This window comes from Mycobacterium sp., assembly GCF_044223235.1.
Classification (GTDB): Bacteria; Actinomycetota; Actinomycetes; order Mycobacteriales; family Mycobacteriaceae; genus Mycobacterium.
Window position 1 is genome coordinate 22,615 of the sequence record NZ_JBGAME010000025.1, and the last position, 24,793, is coordinate 47,407.

Here is a 24,793-nt window from a genome sequence, read left to right on the forward strand (position 1 = left end):
GATCATCCGGGTGGCGGGATCATCCGGGTGGGGATGGCCGGCTCACCCCGCGACAGCTTCAGGCCGTCCCAGGGCAGGCTGTGCAGCCCCGCGGCCACCCGGGAGCGCGCGGCGTCCAGGCCGGTCCGGGCGTCGGGGCCGGCGACCGGTTCTCCGCCGCGGACCAACTCGACGGTCAGGCGACGCTGGTCGGGTTCGGCCGGCGGGCGATCGTGGGGATGGACGATCTCCTCGACGATCGTGCCCGATGGTTTGGCCAGCCGGGTCGCCGCCTTGCGGCCGCCGTGGGATTCCTTGTGGGTGCTGCGCTTCTCCACCGGCATGCCGTCCACCTCGACGAGCTTGTACACCAGGCTGGCGGTGGGGGCACCTGACCCGGTGACCACGGACGTTCCCACCCCGTAGGAGTCGACGGGCTCGGCCCGCAGCGCGGCGATGGCGAACTCGTCGAGGTCACCGGACACCACGATCCTGGTGTCGGCGGCGCCGAGCCCGTCGAGCTGGTCGCGTACCTGGCGGGCCAGCACGCCCAGGTCGCCGGAGTCGATGCGCACCGCGCCGAGCTGCGGACCGGCCACTTCGATGGCGTTGGCCACCCCCGCGGTGATGTCGTAGGTGTCCACCAGCAGGGTGGTGCCCACTCCGAGCGCGTCGACCTGGGCCCGGAACGCCGCGCGCTCCCACGCCGAGGTGTTCGGCCCGCGATCGCCCGGCTCTGGCGCGGTGGTGTGCAACAGCGTGAAGGCGTGTGCGCTGGTGCCGAGGGCGGGCACGCCGTAAGTGCGCTGCGCCTCGAGGTTCGACGATCCGGTGAAGCCGGCGAGGTAGGCGGCGCGGGCGGATGCGACGGCGGCCCACTCGTGGGTGCGCCGCGAGCCCATCTCGATGAGCGGCCTGTCGCCGGCGGCGCTGACCATCCGCGCGGCGGCCGATGCGACCGCGGTGTCGTGATTGAGGATCGACAGGGCCAGCGTCTCGAGCACCACGCATTCGCCGAAGGCCCCGTGCACCGACAGGATCGGCGACCCCGGGAAGTACAGCTCACCCTCCGGATAGCCGTCGACGTCGCCACGGAATCGGTACCGGGCCAGGTAGGCCATGGTGTCCCGGTCGAGGAAGTCCTCGAGGGAGGCCAGCGCGGCGTCGTCGAACCTGAACTGCGCCAACGCTTCCACCAGCCGGGCGGTGCCCGCGACGATGCCGTAGCGGCGACCCTCGGGCAGCCGCCTGCCGAACACCTCGAAGGTGGTGCGCCGGTGTGCGGTGCCGTCGCGCAGCGCCGCGGCAAGCATCGTCAGCTCGTACTTGTCGGTCAGCAGCGCGGCCGTCACAGCTGCAACGTTAGTGGTTCGGAAGGTAGGGTACGGCCCGGCTATCCTTGTCCGCATGGTTACGCCGGCGAGGACGCGACCTGGGACCCGTGAAGAGCGCGACGTCTCGACAGCAGAGGCCACCGACAGCCCGTGGGTGACGATCGTGTGGGACGACCCGGTCAACCTCATGACGTACGTGACCTATGTCTTCCAGAAGCTGTTCGGCTACAGCGAGCCGCACGCGACCAAGCTCATGTTGCAGGTGCACAACGAGGGCAAGGCCGTTGTGTCGGCGGGCAGCAGGGAGTCCATGGAGGTCGACGTGTCCAAGCTGCATGCGGCCGGGCTGTGGGCAACCATGCAGCAGGACCGCTGACCGACGGTGCGCAAATGGAAGCGGGTCGACACCCCCGGCGGTCCGCGGCTGCGGTCCGCGCTGGCGGCCCATGAGGCGGCACTGCTGACCAGCCTGGTCGGCTCCCTGCTCGGCATGTTGGAGGATCGCGAATCCTCTTCCCCCGCAGACGAACTCGAAGAGCTCACCGGAATGAAGACCGGCAACTCGCAGCCGCCCCAGGACGCGACGATGAAGCGGCTGCTGCCCGACTTCTACCGGCCCCAGACCGACCACCCCGCCGGCTCCGCTACGGCGGAAAGCCTCAACCGCGCGCTGCGCAGCCTGCACGAGCCGGCCATCATTGACGCGAAACGTGAAGCGGCGCAACGGTTGTTGCGCACGGTCCCGGCGGGTGGCGGGAAGTTCGAGCTGACCGAGGACGACGCGCACGCGTGGGCGGCCGCCGTCAACGACGTGCGGCTGGCACTGGGCACCATGCTGGAGGTCGGTCCCGAGGGGCCCGATCGGTTGCCGCCCGAGCATCCGATGGCGGGCCATCTCGACGTCTACCAGTGGCTGACGGTGCTGCAGGAGTACCTGGTGCTCGGCCTCATGGGCAGCAAGCGATGAGTGGTTCGATCACCGACGTCGCGGGCATCACGGTGGGCCAGCACCACCGTCTGGACGACGACGCGACGCCGGGCTCGGGCTGGGCCAGCGGCACGACGGTGGTGCTCACCCCGCCTGGCACCACCGGTGGAGTGGACTGCCGCGGTGGGGCGCCGGGCACCAGGGAGACCGATCTGCTCGACCCCGCCAACTCGGTGCGCCACGTCGACGCGGTGGTGCTCTCCGGCGGCAGCGCCTACGGCCTGGCATCGGCGCACGGCGTGATGCGGTGGCTCGAGGAGCAGGGCCGGGGAGTGGCGATGGCGGGCGGCGTGGTGCCGATCGTGCCCGCCGCCGTCATCTTCGACCTGCCGGTCGGTGGCTGGGCCTGCCGCCCGACCGAGGAGTTCGGCTACGCCGCGGCGAGGAACGCGGGCATCGAATTCGCGCTCGGCAGCGTGGGTGCGGGCACCGGCGCACGGTGCGGTGTGCTCAAGGGCGGGGTTGGGACGGCGTCGATGACCCTGGCGTCAGGTGTCACGGTCGGTGCGATCGCCGTCGTCAACGCGGCGGGCGAGGCAATCGACAAGGCAACCGGGCTACCGTGGCAGGCCGACCTGATCGAGGAGTTCGGGCTCGTCGCGCCGCCCGCTGACGAGCTCGAGGGGTACGCGGACCGGATCGCCGAGCACAGCCCCCTGAACACCACCATCGCGGTCGTGGCCACCGATGCGGCGTTGAGCCCCGCCGCCTGCCGCAGGGTCGCGGTCGCCGCGCACGACGGGCTGGCGCGTACGCTGCGTCCGTGCCACACCCCGCTGGACGGCGACACGGTGTTCGCGCTGGCCACCGGGGCGATCGAGGTGCAGCCGGCCACCGAGATCCCGTCGTCGATGTCGCCGGAGGTCCCGCTGCTCACCGAGGTCGGTGCGGCCGCGGCGGACTGCCTGGCCCGGGCCGTCCTGGTGGGGATGGTGGCCGCCGAGCCGGTCGCCGGAATACCTACGTACCGCAGCCTGTTGCCGGGGGCATTCGAGTGAGAGGTGCTTGGCGGTGCTCGTGATTCGTCGTGACCTCGTCGACGCCATGGTCGCCCATGCCCGCGCCGACCATCCCGACGAAGCGTGCGGGGTGATCGCCGGACCGGACGGATCCGACCGCCCGGAGCGCTACATCCAGATGGTCAACGCCGAGCGGTCGCCGACGTTCTACCGGTTCGACTCCGGTGAGCAGCTCGCGGTGTGGCGGGCCATGGACGATGCGGACGAGGTGCCAGTCGTCATCTATCACTCGCACACCGCCACCGAGGCGTACCCCAGCCGCACCGACATCTCGTACGCATCCGAGCCGTTCGCCCACTACGTGCTCGTCTCGACCCGTGACCCGCACGCGCACGAGTTGCGCAGCTATCGCATCGTGGACGGCGAGGTCACCGAGGAACCCGTCACAATCGTTGACGAGTACTGAATTCACAGCACCGATTCACGAGGAAGAGCTCCCCATGGCTGTCACCGTCTCGATCCCGACCATCCTGCGCCCACACACCGGTGGGGAGAAGCGCGTCAGCGCCTCGGGCGACACCCTGCAGGCCGTCATCAGCGACCTGGAGTCGAACTACTCCGGGATCTCCGATCGCCTCGTTGAGAACGGCAAGCTGCACCGCTTCGTGAACATCTACGTCAACGACGAGGACGTGCGGTTCTCCGGGGGCCTGGCCACCCAGATCGCCGACGGCGACGCGGTGACGATCCTGCCCGCCGTGGCGGGTGGTTAGGTCTTGACCCGGTACGACTCGTTGCTGCAGGCCCTCGGCGACACCCCGCTGGTGGGTTTGCAGCGACTGTCACCGCGCTGGCGGGACGCCGCGGAGGGCGCGCACGTGCGGTTGTGGGCCAAGTTGGAGGACCGCAACCCGACGGGGTCGATCAAGGACCGCCCGGCACTGCGGATGATCGAGCAGGCCGAGAGCGACGGGCTGCTCACCCCCGGCTCGACGATCCTGGAGCCCACCAGCGGGAACACCGGCATCTCGCTGGCGATGGCGGCCCTGCTCAAGGGCTACCGGATGATCTGCGTGATGCCGGAGAACACCTCCGAGGAACGCCGCCAGCTGCTCGAGCTGTACGGCGCGCAGATCATCTTCACCCCGGCCGAGGGCGGCTCCAACACCGCGGTCGCCCGCGCCAAGGAGCTGGCCGCCGACCATCCCGAATGGACCATGCTCTACCAGTACGGCAACCCGGCCAACACCGACGCGCATTACCTCGGCACCGGCCCCGAGCTGTTGAAGGATCTGCCCGAGATCACCCACTTCGTCGCGGGGCTGGGCACCACCGGCACGCTGATGGGTACCGGCCGATTCCTGCGCGAGCACGTGCCGGGTGTGCAGATCGTGGCGGCCGAACCCCGCTACGGCGAGGGTGTGTACGCGCTGCGCAACATCGACGAGGGTTTCATCCCCGAGCTGTATGACTCCGATGTGCTGACCACCCGCTTCTCGGTGGGCTCCTTCGACGCGGTGCGGCGCACCCGGCAGCTGGTGGCCGAGGAGGGGATCTTCGCCGGCATCTCCACCGGCGCGGTGTTACATGCCGCACTCGGGATGGCGGCCAAGGCCATCACCGCAGGTGAGCGGGCCGACATCGCCTTCGTGGTGGCCGACGCCGGGTGGAAGTACCTGTCCACCGGCGCGTACGCCGGTAGCCTGGATGACGCGGAGGACGCGCTGGAAGGGCAGCTATGGGCATGATGGGTCCCGCCTACGGGACGCCGGCACCGCAGCCGAAGAAGCGCCCCACCTGGGTGGTCGGTGGGGCCACAATCCTCAGCTTCGTCGCACTGCTATATGTGATCGAGCTGATCGACGTCCTGACCGGGCACCAGCTGGACAGCAACGGAATCCGGCCGCTGGAGACCGACGGCCTGTGGGGCATCGCGTTCGCGCCGCTGTTGCACGCGGACTGGCAGCATCTGGTGGCCAACACCGCACCCGCCCTGGTGCTCGGCTTCCTGATGACGCTGGCGGGGATGGCCAGGTTCATCTGGGCGACCGCGATGATCTGGATCCTCGGCGGGTTCGGCACCTGGCTGATCGGCAACCTGGGGGCGCCGACCTACAACGGCATGGCCGTCGAGACCAACCACATCGGCGCGTCCGGGCTGATCTTCGGCTGGCTGGCGTTCCTGATCGTGTTCGGGATCTTCACCCGCACGGCGTGGGAGATCGCCGTCGGTGTCGTGGTGCTGATTGTGTACGGCGGAATCCTCTTGGGCGTGCTCCCCGGCACGTTCGGGGTTTCGTGGCAGGGCCATCTGTGCGGGGCCATCGCCGGCGTGATCGCCGCCTACGTGTTGTCCGGGCCCGAGCGCAGGACGCGGCAATCCCGCAAGCAGGCGGCGAACCCGTATCTGAGGTCGTGACCCACCCCGACGCCATGGCGCCTGTTGGAATCTTCGATTCCGGCGTCGGCGGTCTCACGGTGGCGCGCGCGATCATCGATCAGCTGCCCGACGAGGAGATCGTCTATGTGGGCGACACCGCCAACGGTCCCTACGGTCCGCTGACCATTCCCGAGATCCGGGCCCACGCCCTGGCCATCGGCGACGACCTGGTCTCCCGCGGTGTCAAGGCGCTGGTGATCGCCTGCAACACCGCCTCCTCGGCATGTCTGCGCGATGCGCGGGAACGCTACGACATCCCCGTCGTCGAGGTGATCCTGCCCGCGGTGCGTCGCGCGGCGGCGGCCACCCGTAACGGTCGCATCGGGGTGATCGGGACAGCGGCGACGATCTCCTCGGGCGCCTACCAGGACGCGTTCGCCGCGGCCCGCGACACCGAGGTCATCGCGGTGGCGTGCCCGCGGTTCGTCGACTTCGTCGAGCGCGGGGTGACCAGCGGCAGGCAGGTGCTGGGACTGGCGGAGGGCTACCTCGAACCGCTGCAGCGCGCCGAGGTCGACACGCTGGTGCTGGGCTGCACGCACTACCCGATGCTGTCCGGGTTGATCCAGCTGGCGCTCGGTGATCACGTCACGCTGGTGTCCAGCGCCGAGGAAACCGCCAAGGACCTGTTGCGGGTGCTGACCCAGCAGGATTTGCTGCGGCCTCACGATGCGCCACCTCCGCGGCGGGAGTTCGAGGCGACCGGCGACCTCGAGGCGTTCGCTGCGCTGGCGGCGCGATTCCTCGGGCCGACGCTCGACGGGGTGCGCTCCGCCCAGCGTCACGTCGGCGGCTGAAAGTGACGTTGGCCCACGAACCCCGTGATGTTTCGGTCACGGCGATTGTGGACATGGCAAGCTAGTGGTTGTGCGATTGACGGTCTTGGGGTGCTCCGGCAGCGTCGTCGGGCCCGATTCGCCGGCGTCTGGCTATCTCCTGACCGCGCCCGACACTCCACCGCTGGTGGTCGACTTCGGCGCGGGCGTGCTCGGAGCGCTGCAGCGCTATGCCGATCCCAACGCGGTCCACGTGCTGCTGTCGCATCTGCACGCCGACCACTGCCTGGACCTGCCCGGCTTGTTCGTGTGGCGGCGCTACCACCCGAGCCCGGCCGTCGGGCGAGGAGTCATGTACGGCCCCGAGGGCACCTGGGCCCGGATCGGCGCGGCGTCGTCGCCGGAGCCCGGTGAGATCGACGACTTCACCGACCTGTTCGAGGTGCGGCACTGGAGCGACGAACGCGCCGTGAAGATCGGTTCGCTGAGCGTCCTGCCGCGTCGGGTGTGCCACCCGACTGAGTCCTACGGGATGCGGTTCACCGATCCGTCCGGCGCCACGCTGGTCTACAGCGGCGACACCGGGGTGTGTGACGCGCTCGTCGAGCTGGCGCTGGGCGCCGACGTGCTCCTGTGTGAGGCGTCGTGGACCCACTCGCCGTCGCATCCGCCGGGGCTGCACCTGTCGGGCACGGAGGCGGGGCAGATGGCCGCGCGCGCCGGCGTGGGGGAGCTGTTGTTGACGCACATCCCGCCATGGACGTCGCGGGAGGACGTCATCAGCGAGGCCAAGGCGGAATTCGAGGGTCCGGTGCATGCCGTGGTGTCCGGGGAGGCATTCGACATCGGCGCGACCCACTAGGGTTGGCACGTGTCCAGACGAGACGACGGCAGGCTCGACGACGAGCTGAGGCCGGTGGTGATCACCCGTGGCTTCACCTCGCATCCTGCGGGTTCGGTGTTGGTGGAGTTCGGCCAGACCCGGGTGATGTGCACGGCCAGTGTGTCCGAAGGAGTTCCCCGCTGGCGTAAGGGATCCGGTCACGGGTGGCTCACCGCCGAGTACGCCATGCTGCCCGCCGCCACCCACGAGCGCTCCGACCGCGAGTCGGTCAGGGGCCGCATCGGCGGCCGGACCCAGGAGATCAGCCGGCTGATCGGCCGCTCCCTGCGGGCGTGCATCGACCTGGGTGCGCTGGGTGAGAACACGGTGGCGATCGACTGCGACGTGCTGCAGGCAGACGGCGGTACCCGCACCGCGGCGATCACCGGCGCCTACGTGGCGCTGGCCGACGCGGTGACGTTCCTGTCCGCGGCGGGCAAGCTGTCGGACCCGCGGCCGCTGTCGTGTGCCATCGCGGCGGTCAGCGTGGGGGTGGTCGACGGACGGATCCGCGTCGACCTGCCCTACAGCGAAGACTCCCGCGCCGAGGTGGACATGAACGTCGTCGCCACCGACACCGGAACGCTGGTGGAGATCCAAGGCACCGGTGAGGGCGCCACATTCCCGCGTTCGACGCTGGACAAGATGCTCGACGCGGCGCTGGCCGCCTGTGAGCAGCTGTTCCAGATCCAGCGGGAGGCGCTGGAGTTGCCCTACCCCGGGTCGCTGCCCGAGTCGGCGACGCCTGCCAAGAAGGCGTTCGGGAGCTGAACCCGCTGTGACTCGGCTCCTGGTCGCCAGCCGCAATTCCAAGAAGCTGGCCGAACTGCGGCGGGTACTCGACGCCGCCGGGGTGTCGCTGACGCTGCTGTCTCTGGCCGATGTTCCCGCCTTCGACGAGGTCCCAGAGACGGGGGCGACGTTCGAGGACAACGCGCTGCTGAAGGCCCGGTCGGGGTTCGAGGCCACCGGCCTGGCCTGTGTGGCCGACGATTCCGGGCTCGAGGTCGACGCGCTCAACGCGATGCCCGGGGTGCTGTCGGCGCGATGGTCGGGTGCACACGGTGACGACGCGGCCAACACCGCCTTGGTGCTGGGGCAGATGCGCGAGGTGCCCGCCGATCGGCGCGGTGCGGCGTTCGTGTCGGCGTGCGCGCTGGTGTCGGCGGCCGGTGAGACCGTCGTACGAGGGGAATGGCGCGGGTCGATCGTCGCCGAGCCCCGGGGAGCCGGCGGGTTCGGCTACGACCCTGTCTTCCTGCCCGAGGGCACCTCGCAAACCGCTGCTGAGTTGAGTCCGGCCGAAAAGGATGCGGTGTCGCACCGGGGCCGCGCACTCGCGTTGCTGCTGCCCGCGCTGCGGGAGCTGGCGGGAGCCTAAGAGGCTGGTGCGTTCGGGTGACGAGCATCGCTCGCCAGCGGGGCGTCATTGCTCGTCACTCCCGGAATCATTCGGTTGGCCTGCTGGTTCTATCCATCGGAAGTCGAGGACAGAACCTCAGAGAGAAGTGATCATCATGAAGAAGTTTGGATTGGCCGCAATCGTCGCCTCGGGTTTGGCGGTAGGCATCCTCGCTGCGGCGGGTCCGGCGCAGGCCGCGGTCGACCATCAGACATGGATCTATCAGATCAGCCCGTCGGTCTCCGTACCGCACGTCGACACCACGGTTCACCAGAGCCGCTGACGTCAGCGTCGGCGAGGGGCACCCGTTGTTCGGGTGCCCCTTTCGCGTCTGTGGGGTCGATGCCGGCGCTGCGCCCTACAAGCCGAACTGGGCCTTGATCTGCTTAGTTTGGAAATGCTCGACGATGATGCCGAGGAACGGCACCGTACCGGCCAGCAGAACGCCGATGGTCTTGCCGATCGGCCAGCGCACCTTGACCGCCAGGTTGGCGGCGAACAGCAGATAGACGAAGTACACCCAGCCGTGGACGACGGCGATCCAGCTCGGCGGATCGTCGACCTTGACGATGTACTTCAGCACCATCTCGTAGCACAGCGCGATCAGCCACAGACCCGTCGCCCAGGCCAGCACACGATAACCGAGGAGGGATTTCCGGATCGTCTCCTTGGGGGTGGCGGTGCTGGCGGTATCGGATGCGGTCACGGACGGGTCCTGTCGTCTTTGTCGGCCTCGGCGAGTTCGGCGAGGTACTTGTTGTACTCGCGCAGGGCCGGATCGTCGTCGGATTCGGTGGCGGTGCTGTGGCGTTGGGGGCGCTCGGGCAGCAGTCCGGCGGGCAGTTCGGTCATATCCGTGCCAGGGTTCGGATCGGGCGGGGCGTCCTCGTAGCGGACGAACTTGTAGTACGCGTAGACGCAGAATCCGGCGAAGAAGGGCCACTGCAGGGCATATCCGAGATTCTGGAAGGTGCCGGAGTTCGACTCGAAGCGGGTCCATTGCCACCAGGCCAGGGCCAGGCAGCCCACGGCGGCGAGGATCACCAGCACGACCAGTGCCGGCCTCCTACGATGTGTAGTGGACACCGCTCCACGGTACCGCGACAGTACGGGTGGGCTCCCAACGACCGTTTCCCTCGCCGGGGCGACGGCGGGCGGCTCGGGCCGCGGTTCGTCCGAGACACACCCGGGCGCCCGACGCGGGGCGGGCGCCGTCAAAGCGATACGATCGCGACGCTGCGGGCGTGGTGGAATTGGCAGACACCCGGGCTTTAGGTGCCCGTGCTTGAAAGAGCGTGAGGGTTCGAGTCCCTCCGCCCGCACTGATATGGCCTGCGATCGGCAGGGGGAACGACCTGGCGACGGCGGTCATGAGCCGACGCGGAGCGTCGACGCGTCGGCCAGCGACACCACCCTGCCGAATGCCGCGACGAGTTCGCGGCGCATATCGGCGACCGTCACGTCGGGAGCGGTATCGGCGACGCAACCCACACTCTCCGGTTTCAGATCGAGATCCAAAGCCGCATAACCGATTTCGAGTGCCCGGCGCACGGGAACCGATTCCCGCACCGAGACGACCGCGCTGAATGCGTAGCCTCCGCGCGAAAGCCGCTGGCCGGTGCCGACGAGCTTCGCCGTCCCCGCGCGATTGACGCTGAACTTCCCCTCGCAGTACTCACCTGGCACCGGCCCGATGCGCGCGTCGACGCCGAATCCGGTCAGACTGTCGACGAGCACGTGCGCGAAGGCCTCGAAGCGCTGCGTGATGTGATCCCGCGCGGCGGGATGGGGTGCGGTGAGGTGGACGACGAGTGCCGCCTCGTCATAGATCGCCAGATGCCCGCCCACCGGGCGCACCATCGGTGCGAACCCGAGCGCCTCGACCTCGGCGCACGCCCGCCCATAGCCGGGTAGCAGCGCGTCGCGGGATCCGAACGCAGCCGTCGGCGGTGGGCACATCAGGTCGAGCTCACCCGTCGCGCCGTCGGCGATGTCGCGCAGCCGCTGCCGGACGTGGCGCACATCGTCATTGCCGGTGCGCGGCGCCGAGAACCGCACCGCGATCGGACCCGCGCCGAACGGATCCAGCGGCGGGGCAGCTTCGTTCACGCCGGCAGCACCGAGCCGGTCGCGGCGTCTCTCATTTCCAGAATCTACATCGGGACCACTTCTCGCGTCGCTGGGCGTGGACTTATCGCACGCAGATCGCGTATCGGCGTGCGATAAGTCCCGCGCTGATGCAGCATCGATTGACTGTGTCCCACCCCGGGTCCGACGCGCCCGAGTGCGCACGTTCCGACGTGATCACGACCGACGTGCTGGTGACGGCGGCGGTCGCGCGGGGGACGTGGGCGGTAGCAGATCGACGGCGATGAACTCGCGCCCGGCGCCAAGTCGTTAGTGAACACCACCAAGGGCCCGCTGCGATTCTCGGTTCTTCAACTGCCCGAGGACAGTTCGCGTGTCGACCAGCCGGCGGCGGCGGTGCGGGGCGCGGTGAACTCCTCCGACCGCGAGTACTTCGCTGACTGGCTTTCTCAGACCGGTGGGATGGCACCGGCGACACTGAGCATCAGTACGACGCCCGGCAGAAGGTTGACCACCTGGTGCACGACGATGCTGGCCAACAGGCTGCCGGAGTACAACCGGGCGAGCCCGATCGGAATCGCGATCAGGATGAGCAGCGGGGTCCGTTCGAACTCCAGATGGGCCACCGCGAACAACACCGTGGTGACCGCGAGCGCGGCCCACCGCCCCCACCGCTGCTCCACCGCACCCCAGAGCAGGCCGCGGTAGACGATCTCTTCGCAGACCGGCGCGAGGAACACCACGAGGACGAACACCGCCACTGCCCATGGCCAGGCGGCCAGGAAGCCGCCGAACGCCGCCCCCGCGGCCGACGTCGCGTCGGGCCCGACGGCCGTCGCGTACAGCATCGCGGCCGGAACGATGAAGAACAGCCCGCCGAAGCCGAACATCAGGCCGAGCCCCACCGCGCGCCCCGACCAGAACAGCCTCAAATCGGGTCCGGGGCCGTTACCGCGAATCATCGTGATCAGCAGGGCCAGACCCGCCGCGATCACCGAAGGTGCGGCCACCGCCACGAGGACGGTCGACAGCGGCAGCGGGCTGCCGCCGGAGAGGAGCGGAAGGAACGCCGCCGAGGTGAGCAGGTAGGCCAGCTCCACGACGACATAGGCGCCCAGGCCCCAGCGATGTTTCGCCGCAACGGGACTCGTGGGTGCGAGCGCAACCGGCGCATCGTGAGGATCGGCCGCCTCGTGGGTGAACTCCGCCTCCGGCCCCATGGCCGCGAGGCTACCGCAGGCCGGCCCGGGGCGCGCCGGTGGCGATCCGGGGACGCGCCCGTGACGTTGGGGAGACCCGGTGAACCTAGCGTGACGGCAAGCCCATCCAGGAGGTCGTCATGGAGTCGGTTCTCGCCCAAGATCATTACGCCCGCAACGGCAACGGGGCCGCGCCGACCGGTTCGCCGTTCCTCGGCGGCGGCTACCTCGCTGAGGTACCCGCGAGCACCCCGTTCGCGGACGCTCCCGTCGCGGGCCTGGTCTCACCGTTCGCAGGCTCCGTGGTCAGCCGCGGGCTCGGCGAGCACGAGGACGCACAGGAGCGGCTGTTCGACGAGCTCGAGGACGAGGCATTCGACGAGGCGGTGGAGGCGCTTGTCGACGAGGCCGCCGCCCTGCAACTGTCCTCGCCGTGGGCGACCGAATCCGAGGGCGGGCTCGACCATCTGCAGGCGTGGGGTCGGCGAGTCACCGACGATGCCCACCGCCTGCTCGATCACCTGGAGAGCCAATTCGCCGACCGCGCGCTCGACTCGCTCACCGAGGCCGAGATCGACCTTGCCACAGCACAATTCAACACAGAGCCGGTCAGCCCCGCCACCGAGCAGTTCCTCGGCGGACTTGGGAGCAAACTCAAGAGCGCGGTGAAAACGGGGCTGGCGGCGGTCGGCCGGATTGCCGGACTCGGCCAGATCACCGGTCTGCTCAAGAAGCTGGTGGGTCCGCTGGTCCAGCGCGTGGTGAACACCGTCGTCAACCGGTTGCCCCCGGCGCTGCAGGGACCGGCCCGAACGCTGGCCGCCCGGCTCACCGGCGGGGGCGCCGCCACCGCCGGTGAACTCAGCGCCGACTTCGACCGGCAGGTGGCCCAGGCGCTGACGGCCCCGAACTCGGCGGCGTTCGACCGGGTGTTGACCGCCGCCGACGAGGCCGCCGCCGCCGCGGCCGACGATCCGATCGGGGCGCTCGGCGAGGCACGGGCCCGGCTGGTCGACGACCTTCGAACCGCCACGACGGGTGAAGCACCCGTGGTGCAGATCGAGCAGTTCATCCCCGCCGTCATGGCCGCGATGCCGCTCATCCGCACCGCGACCCGCATGATCGGACGGGACCGGATCAAGGGGATGCTCGCGCAACCGGTCGCGGCGTTCATTGCGCCCTACATCGGCGGTCAGGCGGCGGGCCAGTTGGCGCCCCACATCGCCGATGCCGGCATGAAACTCCTGCAGCTCGAACATGAAACCTCGGCCACACTGGGCCTGGAGGCGCTCGTGTCGACCGTCGAAGAGACTGTCCGCCAGGTGCTTTCACTGCCAGAAGAGTCGCTGGCCGACGACCTGCGGGTGCGCGCGGAGGTGCAGGAAGCCTTCGCCGACGCCGCCGCCCGATACCTGCCTGCGCGGATGCTCCGGGCGGATCTCGAAGAGGGTGAAGCCGAAGCCGAGCGCGGTGGCTGGGTCATGATGCCAAGGGGAGCGCGCCCGCACTTCCGCTACCGGGCCCACACCCGCCCGCACCGGGTGTTGCTGAGCCGGCCTGCCGCGCGCGCGATCATGTTCGAGAACGACGAAACACTGGAGGACCGCCTCCTCGACGAGGGTGTGACGGTGTGGCCGGCGGAGGCAGAAGTGCATCTGTACGAGGCGATCCCCGGTACCCAGCTCGGTCATCTGTCCGGTGCCGCAACCGATCCCATGTCCGCCGAATGGGCGCCGAGCACTGAGTTCGGCGAACTCACGCCGCACGCCGCGGGCGTGCTGCTGCACGCCCCCAGCCTGGGCCGTCCGGCGGTTCGCGGTGGGGCTACCAGGATGGCTGCGCCCGGCCTGCGGTACTTCCGGGTTGTCACCGCGGGCCGTTCGGCCGGGCGGAGAGTGCGCCGCATCGCGCTGCGGCTGGATGTCGTTGCGGCTCAACCGGTCCTGCGGGTGCACCTGCGCATCGGTGAGCGTGCCGCGCACGTGATGGCGGGTCAGCTCGCCGAGCAGGCGCACACACAGGTGGTCGCGACCATCCGCACGTTGCTGGGTCCGGCCGCGCGCCGGGGGATCGCGGCGCGGCTGGGGCGCAGCCGTGCCCTCAACGCCACGCACCCTTTGTCCGACGATCGGTGTCTCGCGATGGCGGACACCCTGGCGGAAGCCATGCTCACCGCCGTCGCCAAAGACCTTCCCGCCGCGGCCGCGACGCTGGCGAGCGCGGCCAAGGACCCCGCGAGTGGGATCACGCTGACGTTCGCGTTCCCGTACCCGGATCGCACGGCCCTGCTCGACGGGCGACCGGGCAGTCCGGCGCTCACCATCCGCCCCGGACACCGCCGTGACTGACCCCGCGGCCGCGGAGCGTGACCAGGTGATGGACGAGATCGCCCACTGGCGCTTCGCCTGCGACGCCTTGGCCGATCTCGACTCCGTCGCCTCCCCGGCGGCGTGGGCCAGCCTCGAGGAATACCTGCGGATGCGGGTGCGGGACCGGCTGGCCGCCGCGGTCGCGGAGCTGTCGCGCGAAGCGGCGTCGGTGTCGAGTGGCTCGGCCCGCGGAGATGCGGCCGCGGAAGTGCGGCGACGGCTGCTGCGGCTGCGCAGGCACTACCTGCAGGTCGAAACCGTGCTCGATTTCTACGGCGACGCAGTCGGTTCCAGAAAGAACCCGACGCTGGCGGGCACACTGCGCGGACTGGACGTGATCGCCGCGGACAGCCTCGAACGGATGCTGAGGCCATTGGGGATCGTGGCACCGACCGCAATGGTGTACGTGGACAAGGGACTTGGCGCAGCCATCCTGCGCGCCGACGTCCGCCTCTGGGACCGGACCAGTGTGTCACCGGTCGCCGCGATCAAGCTGACCCGCCACAACCTGTGGTGCCCGACAGCGTTGTTGCACGAGACCGGACACCAGGTCGCCCACCTGACCGGCTGGACCGGTGAACTTGCCGACTGCCTGGATCGCGTCCTCGCGCCGCGATCGGCCGAGCTCGCGTCGACCTGGCGGGGCTGGGCCAGCGAGGTCGCCGCCGACGTGCACGCCTTCGTGCAGGCGGGCTGGGCCCCGCTGGCACCGCTGGCCAACGTCGTCGACGGCGACAGTGCCGGCGTGTACCGAACGATCCCCGGTGACCCACACCCGTTTCCGTGGATCCGGGTCATGCTCAACACGGCGCTGTGCAGGAGCTGGTTCGGCGCCGGTCCGTGGGACGCGGTGGCCGCGGCGTGGGTCAAGCGCCACCCGCCGTCGAAGGCACCCGCCGATATCGGCGCCCTGGCGCGGCTGAGTGTCGGGGCGTTCGGCGACATCGTCGACGTGTGCACCCGGCGACCGATGGACGCCTTCGGCGGACGACCGCTGAGTGCGCTGTCGGACCCCACGCGGGTGTCGCCGACGGCTCTCGATGCGCTCGCGCACCAGGCGGGTCCGGCGCTGCTCACATCGCAATACCTCGCCCGGCGCAACTCGATCGAGATCCTGTCGTGGCTGTCGACGCGGTCGACGGCCGATCCGGTCAACGCCGCCGCCCATCGCAAGACGCTGCAGGTCTGGTTGGCCGGCCTGTCCGCCGAGCCCACCGCTCGTATTGCCTGACAACACCTTTGAGAAAGGAACGCCCATGGAGAGCAAGTCGGTACGGCCACCTCGGAAAACCACGACCGCCAAAACCGTGCACGAGGTGCTGGAAATGTCTCCGGTCAGCAACGGCGACGCGCCTGCGCCCTCGGCTGACGTCGTGATCCAGAAGCTCATCGAGGTCCTCAGCCAGAACCTCGAGCAGAACACCCGGATGCTGGCGCGGGCCGACCAACGCGGTGCGCAACGAACCGACGACCGCGAAGCCGGCGTGGAGCAACTGCGAACGATCCTGAACTACCGGGCGATCGGGCAGATGATGGGCCGCGCCGGTGATGTGTTCCAGAAGGACAATCTGGTCAGTGCACGCCGATCCCTCGGGAATCCGGCCTCGCTTGCTCTGATCGGCGTTCCGGACGGTGTGGCGAAGGTATCGGTGCAGGTCGACGGCGCCAAGGACCCGGAGGTGATCACGGATTTGAGTTGGGTCGGTAGCGACCAGATCGACGTGGTCCTGGGCGCTTCCAAGGGCCGGGACATCGGCCGTATCGAACTTCTCGCTGAGGACGACCGACCGCTGCGCGTCGGCCCGCGGATGGTCGCACCTCGATCGACCCGCACCCGAACAGACGACTGAAAGAGACCGACATGTTCAGAAACCTTGCGCGGCTGATGGGCAGCCCCACCGACGTGTTCCGTATTCATCCCATGCAACTCAGCCGCTGGCTCGACGAGGCGTGGGCGTCGGCGAGTACCGTCCCGTCCTTCGGACATCCGACCTCTTCGCGGCCGCCTTTCATCAGCGACGTGGACATCGTCGACATCCTCGATCTGCCGCGTCCCAAAGTGATCGGTTACTCGCAGGAGCAGGAGATTGCCCCGGCGGGTATCGATTTCATCGGCGGTCAGGTTGTCGACCCCGACGTGTTCACGAACCGGGCCTACCGGATCGTCACCGAGAACGATGGGGTCGTGACTACGTCCGCCGGGCTGGTGTGGGACCACCTGATCTACGCCTACCTCATCGAGTCGACCGGCGTATTCGAGGTGATGGCCGAGGTGGTGCGCCGCCTGCTCGTCGGTGAGACGCTGAACACCCTGAGTGCGCCCAGCATCAAGTGGCTGCGGTCGACCGAGGAGCTGTTCTTCCGTGACCCGCCGCTGTTCTCGATCAGCGGAGCGGTCAGCGAGGTGCGTCCGTACGACCGCGTCAACCAGCGCAATGCTTACTGGCGGATGTTCGCCTTGGACCTGCCTCACCCGGTCCCGGGCCGGTGGGCCGGATCCGGCGGCGGTGAGACGTGGAAGTCCGACATCGGTGGCGGGGTGAATTCCGGGTTCCGGGAGAAGTGGACCGAGCTGCTCCGACAGGTGTGGTTGGGAATCGAGAACGCGCGCAACGAAACCGGGCCCAACGCCACCGACCGGGAGTACATCGCACTGCTCGCTCGCGCGCTGAAGGACATGATGAACATGCGCAGGCGCGGCGGCCAGCTCGCCCGCGAGGAGTTCATCTACGTCTCGACGATGTCGTGGTTCCACCTGACGCTGGCAAGCAACAGCCCGATCGTGCAGGACCTGCGGGCCGACGCCACCAGCGAGGCCGACCGGCTGGCCAGGATCGCGCAGCTGGTGGGCATGCAACCGGCTCCGCGCGCACGCGAGTTGTTCGACCTTGCCGACCTGATGTCCACGCTGCTGCGGATGATCGAGCTCGGCGACTTCGACACCGGAGAGAAGGCCGAGACGCTGTACGTGCCGCTGGCGGGTGGGGTCAACCAACAGCTGGTGCGGGATATGAACCAGATCATCGACCTGTGGCAGTCGGCCACCGGTGATCGAGTCAAGGACCGGCCGATCGGCAACACGGCCGGTGTGCTCAGCGCGCAGCCGCTGCGGATCCCGACTCCCGATCCCGTGCCCGCCGTCGCCGCCACCAATGGACATCGGTGAGACCCGTAGGAGTTGATCATGACCGTGTCCACGAATGGGCAATCGGCCACCGACACGTTGATCTCGCCCTTCGCGGGTCGGATAGCGCAGCCGGAAGCCGACGAGGCCACGCCGGCGCTCGAATCGCCGTTCGCCGCTCTCGTCGCTGAGTCGCCCAGCTTCGCCGACATGTTGGGTGAAGGTGCCGAGGATGCACACGAGGCCAATGCACACGAGGTTGATGCACAGGGGACCGAATTCGAATACGCGGAACCCGAATTCGGATCGGACGAGGCAGAACTGGATGAGGCCGAGCAGTTCGAATCGCCGACCTGGACGGGCTCGGCCGAACAGCTCCAGTTCCGTGAGCGGGTGCTGGCTGCACACCTCGCACACACCAGGAAGCGGCGCGGCGCACCGCTGCGAGACCTCTCGACCGATGAGGCGAAGAGGTTGGTGACGATCCCGGGGACGAACGTCACGACGTTCCCCGACACGGCTGCTGCGGCGGGCCGCCTGCTGCGGGCGGCTCACGCGGACTTGGCAACTGCCAAGCGAGCCGGCAATGCCGACGCGCTGCGCACGATCGGACTCGGCGTCAACAGCGGCTATCGCGGCAGTCAACGCCAGCGAGAACTCTGGCTGGGCTACTTCAAGGATTACTACAACCAGACCCGCGTCGCCCGTGCGAGCCTGCCCGACGGTCCGCATTCCCAACGCGCGGTCGAATACATGCTCGACCCCGGTGGATTCGGTTTGCGCGGAAAGATCGCGGCCCCGGGCTACAGCAACCACCAGAACGGCATCGCGATCGACTTCCGCCAGGATCGCACCGCTGGCCACGCGGTCAGGAACTCGACGACGTCGCGTGCACGAAAGGCATGGCGGGACAGTTGGTTTCATCACTGGTTGGGGCAGAATGCGGAGCTGTTCGGATTCCAGTCGATACCCACGGAGGAATGGCATTGGGAATACCGAAAGGGTGCTTCCAGTAGCCGTGAGGACGAGTTCGAAGTGTCAGGGTCCTTCGACGATGAGGACGGCGCAGCGGGGGACTACCCGGCGAGCAGGCTGCAATGGCCCGGCAGGTCCGCCGAGGAACTCGCGTTCATGCGTGCGGTCTACGACCGTCAGGGAGCCAAGTCGACCGGGACGTACACGGCCGATCTGCCGCAGGTTGCCACCATCGAGGGCAGGCACACCGCGCGTCCGGATGCCGCGGCGGCCGCGCGTGAGATGCTCGCTCAGGCCCGGGTGGATCTGGCCGCCGCGGGCCTGGCTGACCGCGTGACGATCGGCATCGTCAGCGCCTACCGGTCGGCGGGTGATCAGTTCGTCATCTGGCAGGGCAAAGGCAGGTCCGGCGGCTTTCCCTATTACTACAAGGAAATGCTCGACTCCGGACGGCTGCGCCGTGGCGACTTCGGGCCGACGGCCGTCGCAAAGATGGCCACGGAGATGGCGAAATGGATTGCGGCGCCGGGCTTCAGCAATCACCAGGACGGACTGGCCATCGACTTCGGGACGGGTGATCGCCGGCACGGCGGGCTGGGCAAGATCGGCGCGAAGTCCTGGTTCCACAAGTGGCTGACCACGCATGCCCGGCATTTCGGGTTCCATCCGTACCAAGCCGAAGCCTGGCATTGGACCTACCGGCGTCCCGTCGGTGCAGAAGCGTGGGAGGACGAGACCGCAAGCGGCGCGATCTCGGCGGGTGAGATCAAGGTACAGAGTGTGCCATTGCTGTCGGCGCATCGCGGCACCCGGCCGTCCTACGACCTCGTGCTGGGTTGGAACACCATGTCCGCGATTCCCGAGGCGATCGATGTCGTGGTACACCTGCACGGCTACTGGTATCCCCGTCCGAAGGTGCTCGACGACATCAGGCCCGTCAGCGGCGTGGATCTGTCGCCAACGCAGAGCGCCCAGCGGCGCTCACGTCCGACGCTCACAGTGCTGCCCCGCGGGCACGACACCGGTGTCACGCAGAAGTACAAGCAGAAAGACGGTACCTACAAGTACGGATACAACAAGTTCACCTTCCCTCGGATCGTGACGAAAGACGGACTGGACAGCCTCATCCGTTTTGCCCTGGAGCGGTTCGCGAAGCAGGTCGGTGGACCGCCGCCCCGCGTCGGCCGGCTGATCCTCACCGCCCACTCGGGTGGCGGAGCGGCGCTGCTGAAGATCCTCGAGCACACCGACCCCCATCAGGTCCATGTGTTCGACGCCCTCTATCAGGACGCCGGAACACTGGCCACATGGGCGCGTAACCGCATCGCCCGGGATCGACAGGCGTTGCAGGCGTTGGGGACACAGTCGGCTGACGAATACATGCGCACGCAGGGCGGAGCGCTGCGCGTCTTCTACCAGGGTCGGGTCCGCGGTGGCACCAGACCTCACAGCCTGCGGTTGCGCGATCAACTGGCCGGACACCTCGGGGACCTCGCGCGGTGGTATCGCGTGGAGGCGAGCAACTACGACCATTTCGCCATTCCGCGCAACTACGGCTGGCGACTGCTCATCGATGCCTCGGCCGATATGCCCGACGCTCAGGCGGAACGAGCAGTGGCCCGGGAGGACGAATGGGACGAGGGATCGCACACCGGGTCGGACGAATTCGAAACCTTCGAGGATGTCACCGAAGCGGAGGACGTCGGTTACGTGGACGAACTCGACGATGGCGAGTTCGTCGACATGCGTGAGGAAGAGGGGGCCGACGAAGGCGGCGCCGGCGAGTGGGAGGTCGACGACGCCGGCGAGTGGGAGGTCGATTCACCGAACGTGGCTCTTGGCAGCCTTGTGGTGCGGACCGCGACCCGCACCTGGTCCTACCAGTTCACCGCCGAGGATCTGGTATGGACCGCCAAACTGCTCGTGCACGAGGCCGGCGGCGAGGACAACGTGGACAACGCCGCCGTGCTGTGGGCGATGTTCAATCGCTATGCGCTGTTCACGTACGACGACTACCTGAGCTTCAGCAGCTTCATCCGGGCCTACTCGACCACCCTGCAGCCGGTGCTGCGCAACCCGCAGGCGGCCGCCCGGCACATGCACCGTCCGCCAAGCGAATTCGTCAGGACTGGGGGCACCTACCCGGGCACCGACATTCCTCGCGGCCAGCTGAAGCGGCATCTCGACATCCAGAAGGCGCCGTGGGGTGCGGTGAAACTGTCAGCGCGGCAACTTGCCACCCGCGCGCTGACCGGTCGGCTGGCCAACCCGGGGATCGGGCTGTCCACCCAGTTCGCCTCCACCAGGGTCTATTTCCGTCAGAAGCACGGGCGCTATCCGAGCACCGCGGAATGGCGTCAGTACACCCTGGCCTTCGCCGGAGCCAAGAAGTGGAAATGGATCGGTGAGGTCGCCCAGTTGAATCAGCTGAAGAACGCGTTCTTCATCCAGCGACCGGCTATAGGTCTGCCGGCCGGCGCGGTTCGCGTCCTGGCGCCGGGCGCCGCGGGTGAGGCGTTCGAGGACACCGAATGGGAACATCAGTACGAGGACATGTTCGAGGCCGGGGAGTTGTTCGACGACGAGGCCGAACTGGAGTCGGTGGCAGCGGCGCTGACCCGCGCTCTTCGCTCGGAGTGGCCGACGATCAGGGCAGGTCTGCTCCGGGGACACCAGCGCAACGACGGCGAGTTCGGTGACTACCGGTAGCAGGTGGCGAGGAGTTCCTCCATCTCGGCCGACGGTTCGACGCCGAACTCGGAGCGCAGCAGTCGTCGGTAGCGGTGACGTTCGCGCATCGCTTCGACGGCGTTGCCCTGGGCGAGATGGACGCGCATCACGATTCGCCGTGCACTTTCCCGCAGCGGCTCACTCTGGACCACGGCCAGCGCTGCGATCAACGCCGGTCCTGGCTGTTGTCGGTCGAGCAGGGTGTGTGCGGCGTTCTCCAGGGCGGCAAGGCGTGCCAGCCGGTATCGTTCTCGGCTGGCTACCACCCAGTCGTCGTCCCAGTCGGGCAAGACTTCGACGCGATCGATCAGAAGTTGCAGTTGGGACAGGGATTCACTGTCGGGGGCGTGTACCAGTCGATGTGCCAGTTCGCTCAGTTCGCAAATATCGATTGCGACATCGGGATCCAGGCAGATTCGCTCGCCGGTGATTCGGACCAGGTTGCGGTCGACCTGGCGCAGGCGCCACAACAGGGTCCTGAGCCGCTTCGCCGCGGAGTCATCGGTGCAGTCGGGCCATAGCGAACCGGCCAGCCGCGCCCGCGCCACGGGGTGGTTTGCCAGCGCAAGATAGGCCAGCACCCGCTCGGATATCGGCGGGATCGGCACCCGACGACCGCCGATGCACAGTGCGAACTCCTCGACAAGCGTCAAATACGTTGCGGAGAACGTGATTTCTCGTGTGGCCATTCCCAGTACTTCTCACTCCGATGCCTGATCACGGGTGACGAGGAAGCCGCGGCAGCCCTCGCGACCGAGGACGCGGTCCTTGTGGTGAATTTCGACGGTAGGCACCTCGTCGATCGGGCGCATGAGTAGAGAGCTACTTGTTTCCGGGGTGCTACCGGCAGCACGGAGCACTGTGAGACAAACACATCAACTGAACCTCAGCGGTTTGCCGCCGGAGTCATGCGCACCCGACCAACGATCCGCCAGCTGAACATCGGCTGTCGATATGCTGAAAGACACCCGGAACCCGCCAGGGCACCCCGTGAGAGGCGTTCGGCCGATAGCGCCCCGAAGCTACTGCAGGCATTCCCATGCAGCGCAGGTATTTGACTACTCGCGCAACACTGTGAACTCAGAACCCAGAAAGCAGGATGTGCTCGCAGCGCGAGAAGCCGTCGTTGCGCCCTGTGTAACGCAGACCACGCGTGCTCTCCTAATGGGCTCCCACGCGTCGCGTCACGTCCGTGTCCACGGCGGTGGCGATGTCGTGGACGAGCCGGGAATGCCACTGCTTGTGTGCCGCCAGGTCTGCGGTCAGCGCGTGACAGTCCGGGCAGGTCTGAGCGGCTTGTTGCTGTTGCTGTTCCATGGTGTCGCACCTCCTGGTCGAAATGGACATCCGCTTTCCACCGTGGCACGAACCTTCGCTGGAGTCCACCCCGCCTTTGAATTGCTCGACGATTGACGTAATACGTTAGGAATGACTAACGTATTACCGTGTGCTCGACGTGCTCGAGGTCGCAGCGGAGCCGACCAGGCGTCGGCTGCTGCAACTGCTGGCATCAGGCGAGTGCACCGTCACGCAACTCGCGTCGCAGTTCCCCGTCACCCGTTCCGCGATATCGCAGCATCTGGGGATCCTCGCCGAAGTCGGGCTGGTCACCGCCCGCAAGCGGGGACGTGAACGGTACTACCGGCTCGACGGGGAGGGGATGCGGCGGCTCCGGGAGATGTTCGAATCCTTCTGGAGCTCCGAACTCGACCGCCTCGTCGCCGACGCCACCCGACCCCGACAGAAGGAGACGTGACCGATGCCGTTCGACAAGTCCGTCGTCGTGCCGCTGGATCCGGCGCAGACGTTCGCGCTCATCACCCAGCCTGACCGGCTTCGGCGCTGGCTGGCGGTCACCGCCCGGCTGGAACTGCGCGCGGGAGGCGAGTACCGGTGGACCGTGACCCCCGGCCACATCGCCGCGGGTAGCGTCGTCGAGATGGAACCCGGCAGGCGGGTGGTGTTGACCTGGGGCTGGACCGACGGCGATCCCCACCCGGGCGGATCGACGGTGACGGTCACGCTGACGCCGGTGGACGGCGGGACGGAGGTCCGGTTGGTACACGACGGCCTGACCGACGAGCAGGCCGCCCGCCACGCCGAGGGGTGGAACCATTACCTGGACCGGCTGGTCGTCGCGGGCACGCGCGGCGATGCGGGTGCCGACGAGTGGGCGGCGGCACCCCAGCAGCTCGACGAATTGTCCAGCGCCGAGGCAACATTGGCGGTCCTGCAGAACCTGCTGCGGGGGCTGGACGTATCGGATCTGAGCAAGCGAACGCCCTGTACCGAATACGACGTCGCGGCGCTGGCGGATCACCTCCTGCGCTCGATCGCGACGATCGGCGCGGCCGCGGACGCGGCGTTGCCGCCGCACGACAAGAACGCCCCGCTGGAGACCCAGGTGGCCGACGCCGCCCAGGCGGCCCTGGAGGCATGGCGGCAGCGGGGCCTGGCCGGCACCGTGCAGCTGGCCGCGGCGGAAGTGCCAGCCGTGCTGCCCGCAGGTATCCTGTCGCTCGAATTCCTGGTCCACGCTTGGGATTTCGCTCAGGCTACGGGAACGTCCGTAACCGTCTCCGATCCGGTGTCGGAGTACGTGCTGGGGATTGCCAATCGGGTGATCACCCCGGCGGCGCGGGGCTACGCCGGATTCGCCGATCAGGTCGACCCGGCGCCCGACGCCGCAGCGCTGGACCGGCTGATCGCGTTCACCGGCCGTCGCCCAGCCTTTGTTGCATCTGCCAAGTAGAAGGGATCTCTCATGCCGAAGCGGACCGAATACGCCCAGGGCACGCCCAACTGGGTTGACCTGCAGACCACCGATCAGGCGGGGGCGAAGCAGTTCTACGCCTCGCTTTTCGGATGGGAGTACGACGACCTTCCGATGCCGGGCGCCGTGTACTCGATGGCCACGGTGAACGGCGAGACGGTGGCGGCGATCGCGCCGATGCCCCCCGGCGTCCCCGAGGGCAGGCCGCCGATGTGGAACACCTACATCGCGGTGGACGACGTCGACGCGACGGCCGCCGCGGTTGCGCCGGCCGGCGGGCAGGTGTTGATGCAGCCGTTCGACATCGGCGACGCCGGCCGGATGGCTGTCGCCGCCGATCCCACCGGCGCGACCGTGGCGTTCTGGCAGGCGAATGAGCGCATCGGTGCAACGCTCGTCAACGAGTCGGGGACCCTCATCTGGGATGAATTGCTCACGGACAACCCGGATTCCGCACTGGCGTTCCTCGACGCAGTGGTCGGCATATCGCACGCGTCGGTGGAGATGGGGCCAGGGCAGACCTACACGCTGCTCAAGGTCGACGGAGTCGATGTCGGCGGCTGCGCGCGACCGCCGATGCCCGGCGTGCCCAACCATTGGCATGTCTACTTCGCGGTGGACGACGCCGACGCGACCGCGGCTGCGGCGGCTGCAGCGGGCGGTGGCGTGGTGGCCCAGCCGTTCGACATTCCGTCGGTCGGGCGCTGCGCGGTGGTGAGCGATCCGCAGGGCGCCATCTTCAGCGTGCTGACGCCTGCCCCGCAGCAGTAGAGG

25 protein-coding genes, 1 tRNA gene and 1 pseudogene are annotated in these 24,793 nt (G+C 68.3%); 20 read left to right on the top strand and 7 right to left on the bottom strand.

Going from position 1 to position 24,793, the window contains the following annotated elements:
* Nucleotides 1-2: 2 nt before the first annotated feature.
* A complete protein-coding gene (locus ADBZ6K_RS22125) occupies nucleotides 3-1,388 on the bottom strand; it encodes a nicotinate phosphoribosyltransferase (RefSeq protein ID WP_526350701.1) in 1,386 nt (461 codons plus the stop codon).
* Here ADBZ6K_RS22125 and clpS point away from each other — a divergent pair.
* The 12 genes from clpS to ADBZ6K_RS22185 all read left to right on the top strand — a co-directional run bounded on the left by clpS (nucleotide 1,387) and on the right by ADBZ6K_RS22185 (nucleotide 9,044).
* Nucleotides 1,387-1,689: an ATP-dependent Clp protease adapter ClpS gene (gene clpS, locus ADBZ6K_RS22130; protein WP_526350703.1), complete on the top strand. Its 303-nt coding sequence runs from the start codon at nucleotides 1,387-1,389 to the stop codon at nucleotides 1,687-1,689. The genes ADBZ6K_RS22125 and clpS overlap by 2 nt on opposite strands.
* Before the next feature lie 6 nt (nucleotides 1,690-1,695).
* A complete protein-coding gene (gene aosR, locus ADBZ6K_RS22135; RefSeq protein ID WP_526350705.1) occupies nucleotides 1,696-2,280 on the top strand; it encodes an oxidative stress transcriptional regulator AosR in 585 nt (194 codons plus the stop codon).
* The gene (locus tag ADBZ6K_RS22140; RefSeq protein WP_526350707.1) at nucleotides 2,277-3,299 is read left to right on the top strand and encodes a P1 family peptidase; all 1,023 of its coding nucleotides are present in this window, start codon (nucleotides 2,277-2,279) and stop codon (nucleotides 3,297-3,299) included. The genes aosR and ADBZ6K_RS22140 overlap by 4 nt, the downstream gene beginning before the upstream one ends.
* A gap of 13 nt (nucleotides 3,300-3,312) precedes the next feature.
* Nucleotides 3,313-3,726, top strand: a complete 414-nt coding sequence (locus ADBZ6K_RS22145; RefSeq protein WP_526350709.1) for a M67 family metallopeptidase — start codon at nucleotides 3,313-3,315, stop codon at nucleotides 3,724-3,726.
* Between the two features lie 34 nt (nucleotides 3,727-3,760).
* Nucleotides 3,761-4,033, top strand: a complete 273-nt coding sequence (locus ADBZ6K_RS22150) for a MoaD/ThiS family protein (protein ID WP_526350711.1) — start codon at nucleotides 3,761-3,763, stop codon at nucleotides 4,031-4,033.
* A 3-nt stretch (nucleotides 4,034-4,036) separates the two neighbouring features.
* A complete protein-coding gene (locus tag ADBZ6K_RS22155) occupies nucleotides 4,037-5,008 on the top strand; it encodes a cysteine synthase (protein WP_526350713.1) in 972 nt (323 codons plus the stop codon).
* Nucleotides 4,999-5,679 (top strand): rhomboid family intramembrane serine protease, encoded by a 681-nt coding sequence (locus tag ADBZ6K_RS22160; protein WP_526350715.1) that lies wholly within the window; start codon nucleotides 4,999-5,001, stop codon nucleotides 5,677-5,679. Before ADBZ6K_RS22155 ends, ADBZ6K_RS22160 begins: the two co-directional genes overlap by 10 nt.
* A 14-nt stretch (nucleotides 5,680-5,693) precedes the next feature.
* On the top strand, nucleotides 5,694-6,497 hold the full coding sequence (gene murI, locus ADBZ6K_RS22165) for a glutamate racemase (protein ID WP_526350717.1): 804 nt from the start codon (nucleotides 5,694-5,696) through the stop codon (nucleotides 6,495-6,497).
* A 64-nt stretch (nucleotides 6,498-6,561) separates the two neighbouring features.
* Entirely contained in the window at nucleotides 6,562-7,338 is a 777-nt protein-coding gene (locus tag ADBZ6K_RS22170; RefSeq protein ID WP_526350719.1) for a cyclic nucleotide-degrading phosphodiesterase, read from the top strand.
* A 9-nt stretch (nucleotides 7,339-7,347) separates the two neighbouring features.
* Nucleotides 7,348-8,130, top strand: a complete 783-nt coding sequence (rph, locus tag ADBZ6K_RS22175) for a ribonuclease PH (protein ID WP_526350721.1) — start codon at nucleotides 7,348-7,350, stop codon at nucleotides 8,128-8,130.
* 7 nt (nucleotides 8,131-8,137) lie between these two features.
* Nucleotides 8,138-8,740, top strand: a complete 603-nt coding sequence (gene rdgB / locus ADBZ6K_RS22180; protein ID WP_526350723.1) for an RdgB/HAM1 family non-canonical purine NTP pyrophosphatase — start codon at nucleotides 8,138-8,140, stop codon at nucleotides 8,738-8,740.
* 136 nt (nucleotides 8,741-8,876) lie between these two features.
* Nucleotides 8,877-9,044 (top strand): hypothetical protein, encoded by a 168-nt coding sequence (locus tag ADBZ6K_RS22185; RefSeq protein ID WP_526350725.1) that lies wholly within the window; start codon nucleotides 8,877-8,879, stop codon nucleotides 9,042-9,044.
* A gap of 75 nt (nucleotides 9,045-9,119) precedes the next feature.
* On the opposite strand, the gene ADBZ6K_RS22190 is transcribed toward ADBZ6K_RS22185, so the two are convergent.
* Nucleotides 9,120-9,467, bottom strand: coding sequence for a DUF3817 domain-containing protein (locus tag ADBZ6K_RS22190; protein WP_526350727.1), 348 nt, complete (start codon nucleotides 9,465-9,467; stop codon nucleotides 9,120-9,122).
* The gene (locus tag ADBZ6K_RS22195) at nucleotides 9,464-9,847 is read right to left on the bottom strand and encodes a hypothetical protein (RefSeq protein WP_526350729.1); all 384 of its coding nucleotides are present in this window, start codon (nucleotides 9,845-9,847) and stop codon (nucleotides 9,464-9,466) included. Before ADBZ6K_RS22195 ends, ADBZ6K_RS22190 begins: the two co-directional genes overlap by 4 nt.
* A 152-nt stretch (nucleotides 9,848-9,999) precedes the next feature.
* On the opposite strand from ADBZ6K_RS22195, the gene ADBZ6K_RS22200 reads away from it, so the two are divergent.
* A tRNA-Leu gene (locus ADBZ6K_RS22200) sits at nucleotides 10,000-10,083 on the top strand.
* A gap of 46 nt (nucleotides 10,084-10,129) precedes the next feature.
* Here the strand turns inward: ADBZ6K_RS22200 and ADBZ6K_RS22205 are convergent.
* Both ADBZ6K_RS22205 and ADBZ6K_RS22210 read right to left on the bottom strand, forming a co-directional pair.
* Nucleotides 10,130-10,870, bottom strand: a complete 741-nt coding sequence (locus ADBZ6K_RS22205; protein ID WP_526350731.1) for a lipoyl protein ligase domain-containing protein — start codon at nucleotides 10,868-10,870, stop codon at nucleotides 10,130-10,132.
* A 428-nt stretch (nucleotides 10,871-11,298) separates the two neighbouring features.
* The gene (locus ADBZ6K_RS22210) at nucleotides 11,299-12,069 is read right to left on the bottom strand and encodes a CPBP family intramembrane glutamic endopeptidase (protein ID WP_526350733.1); all 771 of its coding nucleotides are present in this window, start codon (nucleotides 12,067-12,069) and stop codon (nucleotides 11,299-11,301) included.
* Between the two features lie 119 nt (nucleotides 12,070-12,188).
* Here ADBZ6K_RS22210 and ADBZ6K_RS22215 point away from each other — a divergent pair, with 119 nt between their 5' ends.
* The 5 genes from ADBZ6K_RS22215 to ADBZ6K_RS22235 all read left to right on the top strand — a co-directional run bounded on the left by ADBZ6K_RS22215 (nucleotide 12,189) and on the right by ADBZ6K_RS22235 (nucleotide 21,225).
* Nucleotides 12,189-14,396, top strand: coding sequence for a hypothetical protein (locus tag ADBZ6K_RS22215; protein WP_526350735.1), 2,208 nt, complete (start codon nucleotides 12,189-12,191; stop codon nucleotides 14,394-14,396).
* A complete protein-coding gene (locus tag ADBZ6K_RS22220) occupies nucleotides 14,389-15,648 on the top strand; it encodes a hypothetical protein (RefSeq protein ID WP_526350737.1) in 1,260 nt (419 codons plus the stop codon). Before ADBZ6K_RS22215 ends, ADBZ6K_RS22220 begins: the two co-directional genes overlap by 8 nt.
* A gap of 94 nt (nucleotides 15,649-15,742) precedes the next feature.
* Complete coding sequence (locus ADBZ6K_RS22225; RefSeq protein WP_526350739.1) at nucleotides 15,743-16,267, top strand: hypothetical protein; 525 nt, start codon at nucleotides 15,743-15,745, stop codon at nucleotides 16,265-16,267.
* Between the two features lie 11 nt (nucleotides 16,268-16,278).
* Nucleotides 16,279-17,583, top strand: a complete 1,305-nt coding sequence (locus tag ADBZ6K_RS22230; RefSeq protein ID WP_526350742.1) for a hypothetical protein — start codon at nucleotides 16,279-16,281, stop codon at nucleotides 17,581-17,583.
* A gap of 18 nt (nucleotides 17,584-17,601) precedes the next feature.
* The gene (locus ADBZ6K_RS22235; protein ID WP_526350744.1) at nucleotides 17,602-21,225 is read left to right on the top strand and encodes a D-alanyl-D-alanine carboxypeptidase family protein; all 3,624 of its coding nucleotides are present in this window, start codon (nucleotides 17,602-17,604) and stop codon (nucleotides 21,223-21,225) included.
* On the opposite strand, the gene ADBZ6K_RS22240 is transcribed toward ADBZ6K_RS22235, so the two are convergent.
* Both ADBZ6K_RS22240 and ADBZ6K_RS22245 read right to left on the bottom strand, forming a co-directional pair.
* Entirely contained in the window at nucleotides 21,216-21,935 is a 720-nt protein-coding gene (locus ADBZ6K_RS22240; protein ID WP_526350746.1) for an AfsR/SARP family transcriptional regulator, read from the bottom strand. The two genes, ADBZ6K_RS22235 and ADBZ6K_RS22240, sit on opposite strands and share 10 nt — an antisense overlap.
* 472 nt (nucleotides 21,936-22,407) lie before the next feature.
* Nucleotides 22,408-22,563 carry a hypothetical protein gene (locus ADBZ6K_RS22245; protein WP_526350748.1) on the bottom strand — a complete coding sequence of 52 codons (156 nt, stop codon included), beginning with the start codon at nucleotides 22,561-22,563 and terminating at the stop codon, nucleotides 22,408-22,410.
* 130 nt (nucleotides 22,564-22,693) lie between these two features.
* Between ADBZ6K_RS22245 and ADBZ6K_RS22250 the strand changes: the two are divergent.
* Both ADBZ6K_RS22250 and ADBZ6K_RS22255 read left to right on the top strand, forming a co-directional pair.
* Nucleotides 22,694-23,998 (top strand): annotated as a pseudogene (locus tag ADBZ6K_RS22250) (TIGR03086 family metal-binding protein).
* A 12-nt stretch (nucleotides 23,999-24,010) separates the two neighbouring features.
* Nucleotides 24,011-24,790, top strand: coding sequence for a VOC family protein (locus ADBZ6K_RS22255; protein ID WP_526350750.1), 780 nt, complete (start codon nucleotides 24,011-24,013; stop codon nucleotides 24,788-24,790).
* Nucleotides 24,791-24,793: the final 3 nt, after the last annotated feature.

What these genes read in the sequence shown, in the direction of transcription:
- clpS (WP_526350703.1), top strand. Translation starts at nt 1,387, where the DNA reads ATGGTTACGCCGGCGAGGACGCGACCTGGGACCCGTGAAGAGCGCGAC.
- ADBZ6K_RS22125 (WP_526350701.1), bottom strand. Translation starts at nt 1,388, where the DNA reads ATGCGGACAAGGATAGCCGGGCCGTACCCTACCTTCCGAACCACTAAC.
- ADBZ6K_RS22140 (WP_526350707.1), top strand. Translation starts at nt 2,277, where the DNA reads ATGAGTGGTTCGATCACCGACGTCGCGGGCATCACGGTGGGCCAGCAC.
- ADBZ6K_RS22150 (WP_526350711.1), top strand. Translation starts at nt 3,761, where the DNA reads ATGGCTGTCACCGTCTCGATCCCGACCATCCTGCGCCCACACACCGGT.
- ADBZ6K_RS22160 (WP_526350715.1), top strand. Translation starts at nt 4,999, where the DNA reads ATGGGCATGATGGGTCCCGCCTACGGGACGCCGGCACCGCAGCCGAAG.
- murI (WP_526350717.1), top strand. Translation starts at nt 5,694, where the DNA reads ATGGCGCCTGTTGGAATCTTCGATTCCGGCGTCGGCGGTCTCACGGTG.
- ADBZ6K_RS22185 (WP_526350725.1), top strand. Translation starts at nt 8,877, where the DNA reads ATGAAGAAGTTTGGATTGGCCGCAATCGTCGCCTCGGGTTTGGCGGTA.
- ADBZ6K_RS22210 (WP_526350733.1), bottom strand. Translation starts at nt 12,069, where the DNA reads ATGGGGCCGGAGGCGGAGTTCACCCACGAGGCGGCCGATCCTCACGAT.
- ADBZ6K_RS22215 (WP_526350735.1), top strand. Translation starts at nt 12,189, where the DNA reads ATGGAGTCGGTTCTCGCCCAAGATCATTACGCCCGCAACGGCAACGGG.
- ADBZ6K_RS22225 (WP_526350739.1), top strand. Translation starts at nt 15,743, where the DNA reads ATGTCTCCGGTCAGCAACGGCGACGCGCCTGCGCCCTCGGCTGACGTC.
- ADBZ6K_RS22230 (WP_526350742.1), top strand. Translation starts at nt 16,279, where the DNA reads ATGTTCAGAAACCTTGCGCGGCTGATGGGCAGCCCCACCGACGTGTTC.
- ADBZ6K_RS22235 (WP_526350744.1), top strand. Translation starts at nt 17,602, where the DNA reads ATGACCGTGTCCACGAATGGGCAATCGGCCACCGACACGTTGATCTCG.
- ADBZ6K_RS22240 (WP_526350746.1), bottom strand. Translation starts at nt 21,935, where the DNA reads ATGGCCACACGAGAAATCACGTTCTCCGCAACGTATTTGACGCTTGTC.
- ADBZ6K_RS22245 (WP_526350748.1), bottom strand. Translation starts at nt 22,563, where the DNA reads ATGGAACAGCAACAGCAACAAGCCGCTCAGACCTGCCCGGACTGTCAC.
- ADBZ6K_RS22255 (WP_526350750.1), top strand. Translation starts at nt 24,011, where the DNA reads ATGCCGAAGCGGACCGAATACGCCCAGGGCACGCCCAACTGGGTTGAC.